General features: G+C 44.0%; 14 protein-coding genes. 10 read left to right on the forward strand and 4 right to left on the reverse strand.

From position 1 onward, the window contains the following. Positions 1-238: 238 nt before the first annotated feature. Complete coding sequence (locus tag B3R91_RS03370; RefSeq protein WP_286796483.1) at positions 239-601, forward strand: septal ring lytic transglycosylase RlpA family protein; 363 nt, start codon at positions 239-241, stop codon at positions 599-601. A gap of 138 nt (positions 602-739) precedes the next feature. Here the strand turns inward: B3R91_RS03370 and B3R91_RS03375 are convergent, their stop codons facing one another. Then, positions 740-2809 carry an ATP-binding cassette domain-containing protein gene (locus tag B3R91_RS03375; RefSeq protein ID WP_286796484.1) on the reverse strand — a complete coding sequence of 690 codons (2070 nt, stop codon included), beginning with the start codon at positions 2807-2809 and terminating at the stop codon, positions 740-742. Between the two features lie 572 nt (positions 2810-3381). Here B3R91_RS03375 and erpA point away from each other — a divergent pair. The 9 genes from erpA (at position 3382) to B3R91_RS03420 (ending at position 12447) form a co-directional block, all read left to right on the forward strand. Further along, the gene (erpA, locus tag B3R91_RS03380; protein WP_068407319.1) at positions 3382-3762 is read left to right on the forward strand and encodes an iron-sulfur cluster insertion protein ErpA; all 381 of its coding nucleotides are present in this window, start codon (positions 3382-3384) and stop codon (positions 3760-3762) included. Between the two features lie 369 nt (positions 3763-4131). Next, positions 4132-4488 (forward strand): roadblock/LC7 domain-containing protein, encoded by a 357-nt coding sequence (locus tag B3R91_RS03385; protein WP_201589912.1) that lies wholly within the window; start codon positions 4132-4134, stop codon positions 4486-4488. A gap of 295 nt (positions 4489-4783) precedes the next feature. Then, the gene (gshA, locus tag B3R91_RS03390) at positions 4784-6358 is read left to right on the forward strand and encodes a glutamate--cysteine ligase (RefSeq protein WP_286796485.1); all 1575 of its coding nucleotides are present in this window, start codon (positions 4784-4786) and stop codon (positions 6356-6358) included. An 85-nt stretch (positions 6359-6443) separates the two neighbouring features. Next, the gene (locus tag B3R91_RS03395; RefSeq protein WP_201589908.1) at positions 6444-6956 is read left to right on the forward strand and encodes a disulfide bond formation protein B; all 513 of its coding nucleotides are present in this window, start codon (positions 6444-6446) and stop codon (positions 6954-6956) included. 422 nt (positions 6957-7378) lie between these two features. Next, positions 7379-8011: a copper resistance protein NlpE N-terminal domain-containing protein gene (locus tag B3R91_RS03400; protein ID WP_286796486.1), complete on the forward strand. Its 633-nt coding sequence runs from the start codon at positions 7379-7381 to the stop codon at positions 8009-8011. A 195-nt stretch (positions 8012-8206) separates the two neighbouring features. Next, a complete protein-coding gene (gene mpl / locus B3R91_RS03405) occupies positions 8207-9697 on the forward strand; it encodes a UDP-N-acetylmuramate:L-alanyl-gamma-D-glutamyl-meso-diaminopimelate ligase (RefSeq protein WP_286796487.1) in 1491 nt (496 codons plus the stop codon). Positions 9698-10076: 379 nt separating this feature from the next. Continuing rightward, a complete protein-coding gene (locus B3R91_RS03410; protein ID WP_068408390.1) occupies positions 10077-10331 on the forward strand; it encodes a GlsB/YeaQ/YmgE family stress response membrane protein in 255 nt (84 codons plus the stop codon). Between the two features lie 225 nt (positions 10332-10556). Continuing rightward, positions 10557-11111: a peptide deformylase gene (def, locus tag B3R91_RS03415; protein WP_286796488.1), complete on the forward strand. Its 555-nt coding sequence runs from the start codon at positions 10557-10559 to the stop codon at positions 11109-11111. Between the two features lie 160 nt (positions 11112-11271). Beyond that, complete coding sequence (locus B3R91_RS03420; RefSeq protein WP_286796540.1) at positions 11272-12447, forward strand: type III PLP-dependent enzyme; 1176 nt, start codon at positions 11272-11274, stop codon at positions 12445-12447. A gap of 106 nt (positions 12448-12553) precedes the next feature. Here the strand turns inward: B3R91_RS03420 and B3R91_RS03425 are convergent, their stop codons facing one another. From B3R91_RS03425 to dnaJ, 3 genes are all read right to left on the reverse strand, one after another. Beyond that, positions 12554-13465: a hypothetical protein gene (locus tag B3R91_RS03425; RefSeq protein ID WP_286796489.1), complete on the reverse strand. Its 912-nt coding sequence runs from the start codon at positions 13463-13465 to the stop codon at positions 12554-12556. A gap of 81 nt (positions 13466-13546) precedes the next feature. Beyond that, entirely contained in the window at positions 13547-14377 is an 831-nt protein-coding gene (dapB, locus tag B3R91_RS03430) for a 4-hydroxy-tetrahydrodipicolinate reductase (RefSeq protein WP_144297327.1), read from the reverse strand. 165 nt (positions 14378-14542) lie between these two features. After that, positions 14543-15670 (reverse strand): molecular chaperone DnaJ, encoded by a 1128-nt coding sequence (dnaJ, locus tag B3R91_RS03435; RefSeq protein WP_201589898.1) that lies wholly within the window; start codon positions 15668-15670, stop codon positions 14543-14545. Between the last annotated feature and the right edge of the window lie 332 nt (positions 15671-16002).

Below are 16002 nucleotides of genomic sequence, written 5' to 3' on the forward strand. Positions count from 1 at the left end.
AAGTAATAATGGAGATATTGTTAACAAAATTAAAGAGTGGTTAAGAGGATTGAGCAATGGTGAATCATAGATTTGCAGGCATAACAGCGCCCTTTTGACCTTAGTAGTTCTTTTACATACCTGTAAGGGTATAACAAGCTCTTTCTTGTAAAATGCCTTTATTATTTGTACTCGCAGGGAGTATGGATAACATAGGCAAGAGTATCTGTCTATCTCATCAACAAGAAATAGGTATTAAATGTCTTATTTAATCAAGTCTTTAGTCATCACTTTATCACTGCTATTAAGTATGACCGCTTTTGCCGGCAACACCAGTTATTACGGTAGTAAGTTCCATGGCAAACGTACCGCAAGTGGCAGTATCTTCAACATGAACTCCCTCACCGCCGCGCATAAAACGCTGCCGTTTGGTACGAAGGTACAAGTGACTAACAAAAAGACAAAGCAGAGCGTGATCGTAAAAATTACCGATAGAGGACCTTATATTAAAGGTCGTATATTGGATTTATCGAAAGCCGCTGCTGGTCAAATAAACTGCGAACTTTGCACAACTACTATGAAAATACTGTCTTATGGAGATGGTAAATACCGTATGGAATAATGGCATAAAAAAGGGAGAGCTCAGGCTCTCCCTTTTTTTATATCGACGAGTTTTTATAGTGGCTTAATATAGTGACTATATATAGCCACTATATTAAGCGCTTAAACAATCACGCTGTCACCCTACCTTGACAATTTTTTATTGAAAACGCGCTTCCATTTCTTCTAAATTTGTCATCGCTAGCAACAGCTTATCTTCATTGTCGCTATGCTGCTGCTGGAGCGCAGTTTGCTCATCTAACAACAGCAATAAATCAGCTTTGCGACTTTCTTCGTACAACTCAGTATTGGCAAGCTTGGTTTCTAAGATGGCCAATTTTTCATCAATTTTAGCCAAAGCCTTTTCTGTATTTTCAATCTCACGGCGTATCGGTGCGGTGAGCTTACGCTGCTCAGCGGCCAATTTGCGCTGCTCTTCTTTGCTAATCAAAGGCTGAGCGGCTTTATTACTTGCAGGTGCAGTTGACGCTTTACTGCTCACTTGGTTGCCTGATTGGCTGGTTGATGGTTTGGTTATTTGACTGTTTGCCGAACCTGTATCTGTTTCACGTGAAACAGATTTCTTATCGTCTTTTTTGTTCTTTTTCTTACCGGTATTTTTGTCCGAGGCATTTTCTTGTTTGCGCTTTTCTGCTAGCCATTTACCGTAGTCGCTGATATCGCCATCGAACTCGTCGATTTGGCCGTCATGCACTAAAAACAGCTCGTCGCAGACATTGGCAATCAGCTCACGGTCATGCGATACCAGCACCACTGCCCCTTTAAACCCTTGCAGGGCGATGGTCAAAGCCTGACGCATTTGTAAGTCTAAATGGTTGGTTGGCTCATCGAGAACCAGCACGTTTGGACGCTGCCAAACGATTAATGCCAAAGTCAAACGCGCGCGCTCGCCACCAGAGAATAGCTCACTTGCTGTATCGATACGGTCGCCGCGAAAGTCAAAACTACCAAGGAACGAGCGCAGTTCGGCATCAGAGGTTTTACCTGCTAGGCGGCGCAGCATTTGCATCGGTGTCGCTGCCGCATCTAAAGTATCCATTTGATGCTGATTAAAATAGCCAAGCTTTAAGGTGTCAGAGACGCGATAGCTGCCTGATAAAATACCAATTTCACCAACCAAGGCTTTAATCAAAGTCGATTTACCAGCGCCATTCATTCCCAACAAACCAAGGCGGGTGTCAGGCGTCACTTGGACGTTGGCATTATGCAAAAGCGGCGTCTCGCTATAGCCGATATCAGCATTGCTCATTTCTATCAGCGGCGAGCTCATATTGGCCGGCTCATAAAAGCGAAACGAGAACGGATTGTCCGCCATCATCGGCGACAGCTCTGCCATGCGCTCAAGCTGCTTGATGCGGCTTTGCGCTTGTTTGGCTTTACTGGCCTTGGCACGGAAACGACGAATAAAGTCGTCCAAATGGGCTTTGGTCGCTTGTTGCTTCTCAAACGCTTGCTGCTGCTGCGCCATACGCTCGTGACGGGTACGGATAAACTGCTGATAATTACCCGTATAAAGGGTGATTTTTTGTTGTTCGACGTGCAAGATATGACCGACGGTGGCGTCCAAAAACGCTTGGTCATGCGAGATAACAATCACCAAACCGGTATAAGCATTAATCCAAGTCTCAAGCCAAAGAATGGCATCCAAATCCAAATGGTTGGTTGGCTCATCAAGGAGCATTAAATCGGCGCGGCTCATCAAGGTTTTGGCAAGGTTTAAACGCATACGCCAGCCACCCGAGAACCCTTCAACGGGCAATTCATGCTGACTGGTCTTAAAACCAAGACCTGCCATGATTTGGGCCGCTTTGGTCGGCGTCCGATAGCCGTCAATCTCATCAAACTGCTGATGCAAAACGCCAATCTGATCGTCACTGACACTGCTTAAATCATTTAACGCCGCATTAATCTCATACCACTGCTCATCACCGCTTAGCACATAATCTATCGCCGTCTGCGTGCTCGCCCCGACTTCCTGCGCCATGTGCGCCACCTGCCAGCTATCAGGAATGCTGACTTCGCCTCTATCAAGCGTCACTTCGGTATCGCCGGTGCCCATTTGCGTCAATAATAAGGCAAACAAGGTCGATTTACCGGTGCCGTTATTGCCCGTCAAGCCAATTTTGTGGCCCGGATGGAGCTGAAAGCTTGCCCCTGCAAACAACTCACGACCATCACGGCGAACGCCAACGTCTTTAAATTCGATCATATAATTTCTTCATCTCAACAATAATATAAAACATAAGGCAATAAAAACATCCGTCTGGCATGTTTACAGGCGGCTATTATTTCAAACGCTTGGCGCATAGGCAAACGATTAAATAACTATTTTAAATTCAACCCTTTATACAGCTAAAAACCACTTGCTATCATAATAGCTTACGAACGATTAAAAATTTGGTAACTAAAACCGCTATTTGACATGTAAAACTACTATATAGTTGCAAACGCTACTGTCACCCTTGACAAATCAATCAGCACCCCAATTATGTTATACTAGTAAAATACTATTGACATCATGCAGTTAGGTGTTCGAAATTGAGCGTTTAAAGTTAAGTAGCGGCCGTATTGCTATTCACCAAATTGCCATGCCACAATAATGTTTCAATACTAAGTTACATTGCTAAAATGTTACATTGCTAAATGCCTTAACAAATATAAAAAATTTTACCGTAGCCTAGGCGTTATCAGCCGCTACTTATCAGTCGCCCTATCCAGTATAAATAGACGACCTCGCAGAAATAAAAAACAAATCATTTGATTTTAGCAACTGAGGTAGATATGAACGAATCAGCCAATCAATTTAATCCAAGCACAAGTCAACCAGTCGACCCAACCGCCTTAAACTTGACCGACAGCGCGGCAAAAAAAGTACGTCGCCTACGTGAAGAAGAAGGTGACAGCAATCTTATGCTGCGTGTCTATGTGACGGGCGGCGGTTGTTCAGGTTTCTCTTATGGCTTTAACTTTGCCAATGAGCTCAATGAAGATGATGCCAATTTTGATAATGACGATGTGACCTTAGTCGTCGATTCGCTAAGCTATCAGTATTTGCAAGGCTCGACCGTCGACTATACCGAGGGCTTAGAGGGCGCACGCTTTATTGTCACCAACCCAAACGCCACCACGACCTGTGGCTGCGGTTCATCGTTTTCTCTTTAAGCAAGTCGAGTTAAATAAGTCGAAATGACGGCTTTATCTTAAAAGCAATATAGTATTGTTGGGATAATTTAAGTATACAATCGTAAACTGAAAAAGTCGTTTTTGACCGATAATCTGGTAAAAAGTGGCTTTAATCGGTTTACGATTGTTTTTTTATGGGGATGTGCTTAAATACCGCCTTCTTTTGAGTAGCTAGTCTAATCAATCTGTTGTATGAGTGAGCGCTTAACCTGTTTGTAAAGCTTATGCTTGCGAGCCTTTTATTAAAAGATTGTTGTTAGAAGATTTTTTATTAAAGGATTTTGCTCATAAAGAATAATCACTAAAAAATAATCCTACCTCTATCCCAAATTATTAAGGCATACCCTCATGGCGAAGTTATCACTTGACGCATTAAATGACATTGACGGCTTTATCGCCGCCGCCCTAGTAGACAGCGAATCTGGTCTTGCAATGGCTACTCTTGGTTCTGGTATTGACCTTGAGCTAGCAGCGGCTGGCAACACCGAAGTACTACGCTCTAAGCGCAAAGTAGCAGCAGCGCTAAATTTAGATGAGAACATCGAAGACATTCTTATCACTTTGAGCAAGCAGTATCATTTGCTACGTCCATTAGTACGTAATGACAACTTGTTTTTATACCTTGTACTTGACCGTCAAAAATCAAACCTTGCCATGGCGCGTCATATTCTAAAAGGTTTTGAGACTGAACTAGAATTTTCGTAAGCCTGTTTATATTAAGTAATGAGTTATCTAAAGCATCTACCTGATAAGTAGATGTTTTTTTATTTTTTAGGTATTTACTTTAAGCCATTAGATTTGGTTAATAACTGCGCGGAGCCGCCATCTTTACAAGTCAAATAACCGTTATTTGAGCGCCAGTGAAGCTTACTGTATTTGTAATTGTACGTGGTTTTTGGGGCGGCTTTGGGCTAAACTGACGTGATTCTATAACCCATTTTTTCGGTTGCACAGCGATTGCGTGGCGACCGACCATAACTAATAACAACAGATGACTATTATGAGTAATTTTGCGAGCAGCTTTGTCGATTTTAAAATTCCAAACTGGTTTGATAGCAAGCATTTAAGCGGCATGCTGCGCGGTATTGAAAAAGAAGGGCTGCGGGTTAAACCTGATGGCTACTTGGCACAAACCCCACATCCAGCCAAGCTTGGCTCCAAGCTCACGCATCCATTTATCACCACCGATTACTCTGAAAGTCTGCTCGAACTTATTACTGACCCAAAGACTTCTCCAAAAGAAACACTAACCATGCTGCGCCAATTGCATTTATTGGTTTATCAAGGTATGCCTGAAGGCGAGCTGATGTGGCCATTGTCAATGCCGTGTATGCTGTCATCAAAAGATGAAGATATTCCGCTAGCAGACTATGGCAGCTCTAATACGGGTAAGCTAAAAACCCTCTATCGTAGTGGACTTGGTATCCGTTATGGTCGCCGTATGCAGACGATTGCTGGTTTACATTATAACCTGTCATTTGGCGATGATTTATTTGCCGCATGGCAAGCGCAAAGGCCAAACGCGCAAGATTTGACCCTGACAGAATTTAAAAATGACAAGTATCTGGGATTGATTCGTAACTTTAAACGTCTGACCAGTTTGGTACTGTACTTATTAGGGGCAAGCCCTAGCGTTTGTCCGTGCTTTGTGTCAGGTATCGACCATGATCTTGAGCTGCTCAATGACTCAACCTACTATAGACCGACGGCGACCAGCCTACGTATGGGCAAGCTTGGCTATACCAACAGCGTGCAAGAACATCTCGATATTCGTTATAATAATTTGCCCGAGTATATCAAAGGACTGCGCCGTGCGATTCAGACCCCGCATGCAAGCTTTGAGAAACTTGGCTTAGACGATGCCGACGGTAATCCGATACAAATCAATGACCATATTCTACAAATAGAAAATGAATACTATAGTCCGATTCGCCCCAAACAAATCGCGATGAGTGGCGAGAGCCCAACCGAAGCGCTTGAGCGCCGCGGTATCGCTTACGTTGAGTTTCGTGCTATCGACCTTGACCCTTATAGCGATATTGGCATTCGTTTATCTAGCGCCTGCTTTTTAGAAGTGATGGCATTATACTGCCTGCTCAGTGATTCGCCAGAGCTCATGCCAGCAGAAGAAGAAGCGTTGGCGGTTAATGTCGAGCGCGTGGTCAACGAAGGTCGCCGCGAAAACTTGCAAATCATTAATAATGGTGATGAGCAAACCCTTGAAAGCTGGATGCTTATGCACTTAAGCCGTATGCAGCCATTGGCAGAGCTGCTTGACGCGCATTATGGGGGTAATGAATATCGGACAGCGGTTGCCTTGATGCAAGGTAAAGCGGGGCATCCTGAGTCAACCATCTCAGCACAAGTGAACTCGGATAGTGAACGTTTGGGTAGCTTGTGGCAGCTTGGCTTTACTTTAGCAGAGCAGCATCGTGAGTCGATATTACAGCAGACGTTGAGCCCAAACACCCAAGCCAAATATGAAGTACTGGCGGAAAAATCTATCTTGCAGCAGGCAGAGCTTGAAGCTGCCGAAACCGAAGATTTTATGGAATTTTTACAACAGTACCGTTAATGGTTGATTAATTTGACCTTTTAACAGTCTACTTTTTGTTAGTTTTATCCTATATCAATGAGCACTTTATAAGAGTATTCGCCCCATGCGACAGCTGACCACTTACCGTAATCTACAAGTGTTTTTAGTAATCATGGCCGTGATCGGCATGAGCTTTGCGCTATTTTTCTTACAGCGTTATATGGGGTTTTCGCCTTGTCCGCTATGTATCTTTCAGCGCATCGGTCTGATGATTATGGGCGGCTTTGCTTTGATTGCCGCTATATTTGACCCAAAATCAAAAATCGTCCGCTTACTATTGTGGCTTGGCAGTTTGGCAGGTATTGGCTGGGCAGCAGTAGTTGCCGGTCGGCACGTATGGCTACAGCATTTGCCCGCCGACCAAGTGCCCTCATGTGGACCCGGCTTAGATTATTGGCTTGATACCCTACCGATGCAGCAAGTATTAAAAGAAGTATTTGCCGGCTCTGGTGAATGCGCGTCTATTGAGTGGACGTTTATGGGTTTGAGTATCCCTGAGCAATCTTTGATTTTATTTAGCATTTTGATATTGGTACATGTATTAATTTTATGGCGTATCGTGCGCCCTGCACGCTAACCTGCTTCTACTACCCTTATGAGTAGCCAATAACCGTCCTGCATCAATGCATGGACGGTTATTTTTTTGGCTCATATTTCAGGCGTTTTTAGCACGGTTAAAGCCATAGCGTTTAATTAACGACACGCTCTAGTCACTTTTACACTTTGATATATCCAAGGTGTTTATTTACCCTATTGGAATAACGGTAGTCTTAATTGCGCTTTAAACGTATATAGCTGGTGTTTCCAAAGCCAAATGGCGAAGTGTGTTATCAAAACCATGAGGTTTATCACATAATTTAACGAAGTGAGTGTCGCAAGCGCTGCCTGTTGGCGCTAAGATTGTCCCTCACAATTTCTTTAACTTTTACCAAGACTTTAATTAGTTATCCTACTGACAAGGCTTAAACCCACTATTAAAAAATGTTTTTTGGTAACGCTATGATTACTATCTTACCCTACTCCTCCGCTGCAATTACCGCTATGAGACGCTGTACGCGCCCCTTGCTAGCACTGCCGCTCTGTTTGCTACTCATGAGCTGTGATAGCGCCTCATCTTCTACGACTGCCAATAACACAACGACGCAAGGCGCTCAGACTACCAATAGTGTCGCTCTTGCTGACTTGCAGGATATTGATGTTCAAAACAATCTGACCGACGATGCAGTGGATGAGGCAAATAATGCAGAAGGTCAATCACTGATAGCAGCAGCAAATTCAAATGACAACAGTCGCCGCGCGCCGATGATTTCGGCCGCCAGTAGCGACAGCAGCTTACAAGCCACCTTGATGGGCGATTATGGCGGTGTGGTACCGTGCGCTTCTTGCGATAATATCGAGATTACCTTAAATTTATTCGCTGATGGCTCTGTACTAAAAACCAGTGTTTTTAATGATGCGGCGCCGACCGTTCCGCCTTTGTTAGAATCAGGGGTTTATCGCCAAGATGACGATAAAATCACCATTGTTTATGAGAGAAAAAACATCGAAACCTATAAAATCAGTGACAACCACTTGATTATGATGGACGCTGATGCCAATCTTAACGATGACTACACCCTTTCTCGTAAATAAATAACTGCCTACCTCAGCCAAATTGAGAGTCCACACAACGCCTACCGACTAGGCGTTTTTTATTGGTCATCTTATGGTGTTTACTTTACAATGAGGCTTTGATTATTGAGCTACCTACCGAACTGCCAGCTCAATAATCACTGTTGGCTGACACTCAAGCTCAATCTCCTTTTTTCAAGCGTGTACGGAACGTCTATGCATATTCATATTCTTGGTATTTGTGGTACTTTTATGGGCTCGCTGGCGTTACTGGCGCGCAGCCTTGGGCATACGGTCACAGGCTCAGACGCCAATGTTTATCCGCCGATGTCCACCCAACTTGAAAATGCGGGCGTGACCATTGCCGAAGGTTATTTGGTCGAGCATTTGCAGCCAGCGCCTGATTTGGTAGTGGTTGGGAACGCTATGAAGCGTGGCATGGATGTTATCGAATATATGCTCGATAGCGGTCTGCGCTACACCTCAGGGCCGCAGTTCTTATCCGAGCAAGTGTTGCAATCGCGCCATGTCATCGCTGTGGCTGGTACGCATGGTAAAACCACCACGACCACCATGCTGGCGTGGATATTACATTATGCCGGTATTGATACAGGGTTTTTGATTGGCGGTGTGCCCTTGGTTAATACGAGCGATGAACACCTGCAACAAGTCTTTGCCCATAGCAGCTACTTGGGTGCTGAAAAAGTCGCTGATGGCAGTGGAGAAAAAATCGGCTACTTCGTTATTGAAGCCGATGAATACGATTCAGCGTTTTTTGATAAACGCTCAAAGTTCGTCCATTATCGCCCGCGTACCGCTATTTTAAACAATCTTGAATTTGACCATGCCGATATCTTCGCTGACCTAAACGCCATCCAAACCCAGTTTCACCATATGGTGCGCATGATTCCAAGTAGCGGCAAAATCATCATGCCAGCGGCGACCATTAGCTTAGAGGAGACTTTAGCAAAAGGTGTTTGGACGCCAGTTTGGCGGACGGCGGTTATTGATAAACAGTCAGTTGATCATAAAAAAGACGAGCAGAATTTACAGCACACTAACGACTGGCAAGCCGAACTTATCAGCGCTGATGGCGGTCAATTTAGCGTCAGCTTTGCAGGGAACGATGAGCATACAGCGATCGTCGATTGGTCGATGAGCGGTATTCATAACGTCAATAATGCGCTAGTTGCGGTTGCCGCCGCTTATAATGTTGGTGTCGATATTAAAACCGCCTGCGCAGCATTATCCGCTTTCGCTGGTATCAAACGTCGTATGGAGCTGATTGGCGATGTCAACGACATCTTGGTATTTGATGATTTCGCCCATCATCCGACCGCTATTACGACTACCTTAGATGGCGCTAAAAAGAAACTGGCAGACAGACGGATTTGGGCGATTATCGAGCCGCGCAGCAACACCATGAAAATGGGCATTCACCAAGACAGCTTGGCTGAATCCGCCGCCCTCGCCGACCATACTTTATGGTATGAACCAACCGGACTTGAATGGGGCCTAAAAGACGTCGTTGATAATGCCAAAGCTAACAAGCCCAATATCGCAAGCCAGCAAGTATTGTCTAGTACCGAGGCGATTATTAGGTATATTATTAATAACGCTCAAGCGGGCGATGCGATTGTCATTATGTCGAATGGCGGCTTTGAAGGGATTCACCAGCGTCTATTGACCGCGCTGCGCAATAAATAAATCTCCACTTATATAGCAAGCGTATTAAAGACTGATTGTTTCTAAAAGCATAGTTCGTTAAACGAGCTATGCTTTTTTTATAGCTAGTTTCCTTCCTATAGATAGCTCCTTCAACGTTTATAAGTCCATATAATTATTTGAATAATTTACACATGATAGTAATCAACACTTTGTTACGTTAGCGACTTTACTACCTTTTTAACCTGCCGTTTACCTATTTCATCTGCTTGATAGCAAATATGGCTTTTTTCTCACATAGCCCGTACACAGATAACATTTCGTCGTTACTTTTTATAGTGGCTAATGATTACAATGAGTTCATCAAATAAGTAACAGATTATAAATAACCATATAAATTAAAAACATTAGGAGAATAACAATGAGCTTTATTTGGATGATTATCGTAGGTTTGGTCGCAGGTTTATTGGCACGCGCTATTAAACCGGGCAACGACCCGATGGGTTGGATTATGACCATCGTATTGGGTATCGTTGGTGCGATGCTTGGTGGTTTTGTCGCCGGCTTAATCGGTATCAATGCTGATGGCGGCTTTACCGGACTTATCTTCTCAGTAATCGGTGCGATTATCTTACTGTTTATCTATGAGATGATTATGAACAAACGCCGCGTATAACAAGCGCAAGCCATTACTCGTATTAAATTAGAGCATATGAAAAAGGTCTTACCCAGCGTAAGACCTTTTTTAATGACTGCATTTTCTATCTGAATTATTAATAGTCAGTTTTTCTTATGTTATTCCTTAAGCATAAAACACCTTATGTATTGATATGCATTACTTTTGCCCCCATTTATCTTATAATATCAGACCTATTTTATCTTTATCATTGAGGTGAGCCTTATGGCGTTACTCCCTATTTTAAGCTATCCTGACCCGCGCTTACGCACGATTGCTAAGCCTGTCAAGGAAGTTACGGCTGAAATCAAAACCTTAATCGCCGATATGATTGAGACGATGTATGATGCCCAAGGTATTGGTTTGGCGGCAAGCCAAGTCGACCGTCATATTCAGCTTATCGTCATGGATTTATCGGAAGATAAAAACAGCCCAAGGGTATTTATTAACCCGAAAGTCACGCCATTGGTAGAAAAAAAGCAGCCTTACGAAGAGGGCTGTTTGTCGGTGCCTGAAGTCTATGATAAGGTTGAACGTCCAACCAAAGTACGTATCGAGGCTTTGGATGAAAATGGCAATAAAATTGATGAAGAAGTCGAAGGCTTACTTGCCGTCTGTATCCAACATGAAATGGATCATTTGAATGGCGTCATCTTTGTCGATTATTTATCGCGTCTTAAACAAACGCGGGCGCGTGATAAAGTGCGTAAAGTGCTTAAAATACGCGAAAAACAGGGCGAGCAAATCGCGGATAAACAGCCACAAACCACCAACTCTTAATACATTTATATTTTAAGCCACGTTTGTTGTCCTATCATTATCGTTAAAAATAATGGCTTTATGATGATAAGATTGGCTTTTATATCCTAACGTTTTAATTCTCTGCTATTTTTATTCTCCGACATTCACTGTCTTCATTAAAGGTTTCCCCACCATGACCATGATCAAAATTGACCAATATTTTGACCCTGCCGGCTGGCAGAAATTTACCAAAGCTGCCGAAGGTCGCGAAACCCCGTTTTTGGTGGTCGACTTAAGCCGCATTAAAACAAAATATGCGGAAATGGTTGGGTTTTTTCCAAAGGCAAAAATCCATTATGCTATGAAGGCAAGCCCTGCGGTTGAAGTCATTAACTTATTGGCTGAGCTTGGGTCAAACTTTGACTGTGCGTCTATCTATGAGCTGGATCGGGTGCTTGATTGCGGCATTGAGCCATCGCGTATCTCTTATGGCAACACCATTAAAAAAGCGCAGCATGTCAAATATGCCTTTGAAAAAGGTATTGATTTGTATGCAACCGATTCTGAAGCGGATTTAAAAAATATCGCTAAGCACGCGCCTGGTTCAAAAGTATTTGTGCGTATCTTAGTACAAGGCTCTGAAACCGCTGAATGGCCGCTATCACGTAAATTTGGTTGCCATCCAAATATGGCGATTGACTTGTTGATTCAAGCGCGCGAATTGGGCTTGGTGCCTTATGGTATCTCGTTTCACGTCGGTAGCCAGCAAAAAGACGTCGCCGCTTGGGATGATGCGCTCGCCAAGGTCAAATATATGTTCGACTGGATGAAAAATGAGGAAGGCATTAAGTTACAAATGATTAATTTGGGCGGCGGCTTTCCGGCAAACTATATCAGCGAAGTCAATCCGGTCAAAGTCTATGCAGAAGAGATTACCAGTTATTTGACTGATGACTACAATGAAGATGAGATGCCAGAGATTATCCTTGAGCCTGGTCGTTCATTGGTTGGCGGCTCGGGTGTCTTGGTCAGCGATGTGGTGCTGATTTCGCGTAAATCAGATACGGATTTGACCCGCTGGGTATATACCGATGTGGGCTTATTCCAAGGCTTAATCGAGACTCTAGGCGAAGCGATCAAGTATCCTGTCTATACGCCTAAAATGGAAACCTCAACCAGCGAAGGCACGGTTGTATTGGCAGGGCCAACGTGTGACTCAACCGACATCATGTATGAAGAAGCGGGTTATCAGTTGCCAGAAGAGCTAGAGATTGGCGATAAAATCTTTTGGTTAACCACGGGTGCTTATACCAACTCGTATTCGTCGGTCGAGTTCAATGGTTTTCCGCCATTAGAGGTGGTTTATATTGATTAATTTTTAACCAATTAATATCAATAACAGTAACAGTAACAAAGCGCGGTACTGCTTATCACAGTGCCGCGCTTTGTTATTTTTGCTTCGCGACAACATTAATAATCAGCTACTGTACCAATAATGAAATAGGTACGCTATTACTGCTATTTAACGTCCTATTACTGGCATAACCTGAGCTTTGGCTTTGATTGTTTTGTGAGATTTGTCCAATATTGACCCACTGCCCACGTGGGACGACAATGGTGCTATTCAATATTTGCCCTTGCACGCTATTATTATAGCCATAGCGATTATAAGAAGGATTAGCGCGCACGAGCTGTTCTTCTACTTGGGATAATGTTACTTCGACCTGCCCGTTCGGTAGTAGCCTTGGCATCACCGTAATCCCTTGCGTCGTCGGCAATAATACTTGCTGCTGAATAATAATTTGCCCCGCTAGACGTTTATAGGTTGGATAGCTATTGGCAATATAGCTTTGGTTTAATGAGTAAAGCATGCCGGTGCTGATGCTTGCTGCGCTGCCAGACAAGGTTTGTACTTGATATAAATTATTACTTTGTTGTTGGCTATTACTTTGGTTGATTACGCCAGTACCTTGAATACCGTGATTACTAATAACAACCCGACCTTGCTGGATATTACCTTGGGATTGCCGACTATTACCGACACGCACAGCAACGGTCAACGCCTGCGGTTGACCGTCAATCTGATTGAGTAACTGCTTTACTTTTTGATAATTAGCAGCCGTGGTATGTAATACGAGCTTATCTTGATAAGTCGACACCGTACCGCCATCGCGACTGCTACTTAACTCTTGACGCACCGCTGGTAATAAGCGCTCGCCACCATAGGTATGAATCACATAAGTTTGATAAGCGGCCGCTTGTACGACGATTGGCAATACCGTTAAACTTAAGGTAAATACTATCGGACGCGTATAACTTGTGGTTTTGGTAGCTTTTATCATAGCCAGCGTGCGGCCAAAACTTGTTATTAGATGTTCGCTAAACTTATTCATGTCTGACTCCTAGCAGTCATTTTGCTTTATCAATAAGTAACCGCTACCAAACCATCAGTGAGAAACCTAATTCTTTAGGCTTTAGTCATTTAAGCCTAAAACATCCTGCATGTTATATTGTCCAACTTCTTGCTTAATCACCCAAGTAGCCGCACGCACCGCACCAGCGGCAAAGGTCATGCGCGCTCGGGCACGATGGGTAATTTCAACCACTTCACCATCGGCGATAAACATTACGGTATGATCACCGATGATTTCACCGCCGCGTATCGCATGAATGCCAATACTACCAGCTTCGCGCTCACCTGTTTGCCCTTCGCGGCCATAAATGGCAACGTCTTTTAGGTTCTGTCCGCGCGCTTCTGCAACCGCCTCTGCCATCATATATGCCGTGCCCGAGGGTGCGTCGATTTTGTGTTTATGATGGGCTTCGATAACTTCTACATCGGCATCATTGCCAAAGGCTTTTGCGGCCATAGCGAGCAGCTTTAAGGACAAATTAACGCCCGTTGAATAATTACCCGCATAGACGATAGCGATTTGCTTACTGGCTTCTTTTAATACTTGCTCTTGTTGCTCATTAAAACCTGTAGTGCCAATCACCATCGCAACTTTATTCGCAGCGCAGATTTGCATATTTTGTTCGGTAGCATCAGGCAAGCTAAAATCAATCAGCACATCAATGTCATTAATAACGGCTTTTAAATCATCGACAATCTGTACCTCTAGGCGACCAATCGCTGCAACTTCGCCAGCATCGGCGCCGACAAGGCTTGAGCCTTGACGCTCAATCGCGGCATTTAGCGTGGTTTGTGGGTTGTCCTGTACGGCTTCAATTAACATACGTCCCATACGTCCGCCAGCACCGATGACACCAACGTTAATAGTTTGCTCTTCTGTTTGTTGACTCATATCTTGTCCTAAATGTTTTATTTTCGATAGATTGGTTATTAAATTTATGAGGATAAGTTTAGCAAATATAATGGTTAAATGGTTTTTTATAGCATCACCAAAAAGGCCTATTGTTTCACATGAAACAATAGGCCTTATAATGACTTAAACAGTAGGGCTTAGCTATCAATCAAACAAATCACCAATCTTTTTGAAGAATGACTTTTTATGGGGTGACTGCTGATGCTTGCTGTCACCATCAAGCGTATCTTGGAATTGACGTAACAAGTCTTTTTGCTCGCGCGTTAGATTCACTGGCGTCTCGATGACCACACGGCAAATCAAATCGCCTTTCATCGTCGTACGTACTGGCGTCACGCCTTTACCGCGCACACGCAGCAATTTGCCACTTTGCGTCCCTTCAGCGACCTTGATTTTGACTTTACCATCTAAGGTTGGGATTTCTACTTCTTTACCGAGTGCCGCATCAGTAATGCTCACTGGCACGTCCATATAGAGGTCAGCGCCTTGACGGTTAAAGACGTCGTGCGGTTTCACACGTACTTCAACGTATAAGTCACCGTTTTGTACGCCAGCGCCGCCCGCTTCGCCTTCACCTGCTAGGCGGACACGGTCACCATCGTCAACGCCCGCTGGGATAGACACTTCAAGCGTGCGCGATTTATCTTTTACGCCGCTGCCATGACAGTCAGAGCAAGGGTTTTTAATCTGTTTACCAGAGCCGCCACACTGCGGACACGTCTGCTGCACGGCAAAAAAGCCTTGCTGCATACGCACTTGGCCTTGACCATGACACATCTGACAAGTGACCACATCAGAAGCGTCTTTTGCGCCTTTACCATCGCAGGTATCGCACGGCGCAGGTGCCGTAAAGCTGATTTCTTTTTTACAGCCGCGTACTGCTTCTTCTAAGGTCAGCTCAATGACATAACGTAAGTCTGAACCGCGGCGTGAACGGCTACCGCCGCCGCGTGATTGACCAAAAATATCGCCAAAGTTGCCAAAAATATCGCCAAAAATATCTTGGAAATTGCCACCGCCGCCAAAACCGCCACCGCCCATGCCGTTTTCAAACGCTGCGTGTCCCATGCGATCATAAGCTGAGCGCTTGTCTTCATCGCTTAATACTTCATACGCCATCGACGCTTCTTTAAATTTGTCTTCAGCATCAGGATCATCAGAATTGCGGTCAGGATGGTATTTCATGGCCAGCTTGCGGTAGGCTCGCTTAATTTCCTTGCTGTCAGCGGTCTTACTGACACCTAATACTTCATAAAAATCGCGCTTACTCATGGGCTCTCCTATCGTCTTTACAGTCCACCGATCGGCCGATTCATCAACCCAAGTCAATCTTCTCCTTTGCACTGCACGCACCTACTTACAGGTTTCACATGAAACGTGGTGAATAGGTAGCAAAAAGAGGATAACTTATGAATCTTACGAGCAAATACGGCGGGATGCTGCTTAGCCAAATCAATTATCAAAAGTTTGCGCTATTTATGGAGATGATGGCGGGATTTATCAAGCACTGAGGCGTCTAAATTATAAATTATGAGGCTTTAAGCCTTTTAAAAAAGGATTTATTAAGAATTGCACAAAGGTTTCCATACCTTTATAAGGCGTAG

It is taken from the genome of Psychrobacter sp. UBA6291 (assembly GCF_002439405.1).
Lineage (GTDB): Bacteria > Pseudomonadota > Gammaproteobacteria > Pseudomonadales > Moraxellaceae > Psychrobacter > Psychrobacter faecalis.

Excerpts from the sequence above, each read along its gene's own strand:
- B3R91_RS03370 (WP_286796483.1), top strand. The coding sequence starts at position 239 with ATGTCTTATTTAATCAAGTCTTTAGTCATCACTTTATCACTGCTATTA.
- B3R91_RS03375 (WP_286796484.1), bottom strand. The coding sequence starts at position 2,809 with ATGATCGAATTTAAAGACGTTGGCGTTCGCCGTGATGGTCGTGAGTTG.
- erpA (WP_068407319.1), top strand. The coding sequence starts at position 3,382 with ATGAACGAATCAGCCAATCAATTTAATCCAAGCACAAGTCAACCAGTC.
- B3R91_RS03385 (WP_201589912.1), top strand. The coding sequence starts at position 4,132 with ATGGCGAAGTTATCACTTGACGCATTAAATGACATTGACGGCTTTATC.
- gshA (WP_286796485.1), top strand. The coding sequence starts at position 4,784 with ATGAGTAATTTTGCGAGCAGCTTTGTCGATTTTAAAATTCCAAACTGG.
- B3R91_RS03395 (WP_201589908.1), top strand. The coding sequence starts at position 6,444 with ATGCGACAGCTGACCACTTACCGTAATCTACAAGTGTTTTTAGTAATC.
- B3R91_RS03400 (WP_286796486.1), top strand. The coding sequence starts at position 7,379 with ATGATTACTATCTTACCCTACTCCTCCGCTGCAATTACCGCTATGAGA.
- mpl (WP_286796487.1), top strand. The coding sequence starts at position 8,207 with ATGCATATTCATATTCTTGGTATTTGTGGTACTTTTATGGGCTCGCTG.
- B3R91_RS03410 (WP_068408390.1), top strand. The coding sequence starts at position 10,077 with ATGAGCTTTATTTGGATGATTATCGTAGGTTTGGTCGCAGGTTTATTG.
- def (WP_286796488.1), top strand. The coding sequence starts at position 10,557 with ATGGCGTTACTCCCTATTTTAAGCTATCCTGACCCGCGCTTACGCACG.
- B3R91_RS03420 (WP_286796540.1), top strand. The coding sequence starts at position 11,272 with ATGATCAAAATTGACCAATATTTTGACCCTGCCGGCTGGCAGAAATTT.
- B3R91_RS03425 (WP_286796489.1), bottom strand. The coding sequence starts at position 13,465 with ATGAATAAGTTTAGCGAACATCTAATAACAAGTTTTGGCCGCACGCTG.
- dapB (WP_144297327.1), bottom strand. The coding sequence starts at position 14,377 with ATGAGTCAACAAACAGAAGAGCAAACTATTAACGTTGGTGTCATCGGT.
- dnaJ (WP_201589898.1), bottom strand. The coding sequence starts at position 15,670 with ATGAGTAAGCGCGATTTTTATGAAGTATTAGGTGTCAGTAAGACCGCT.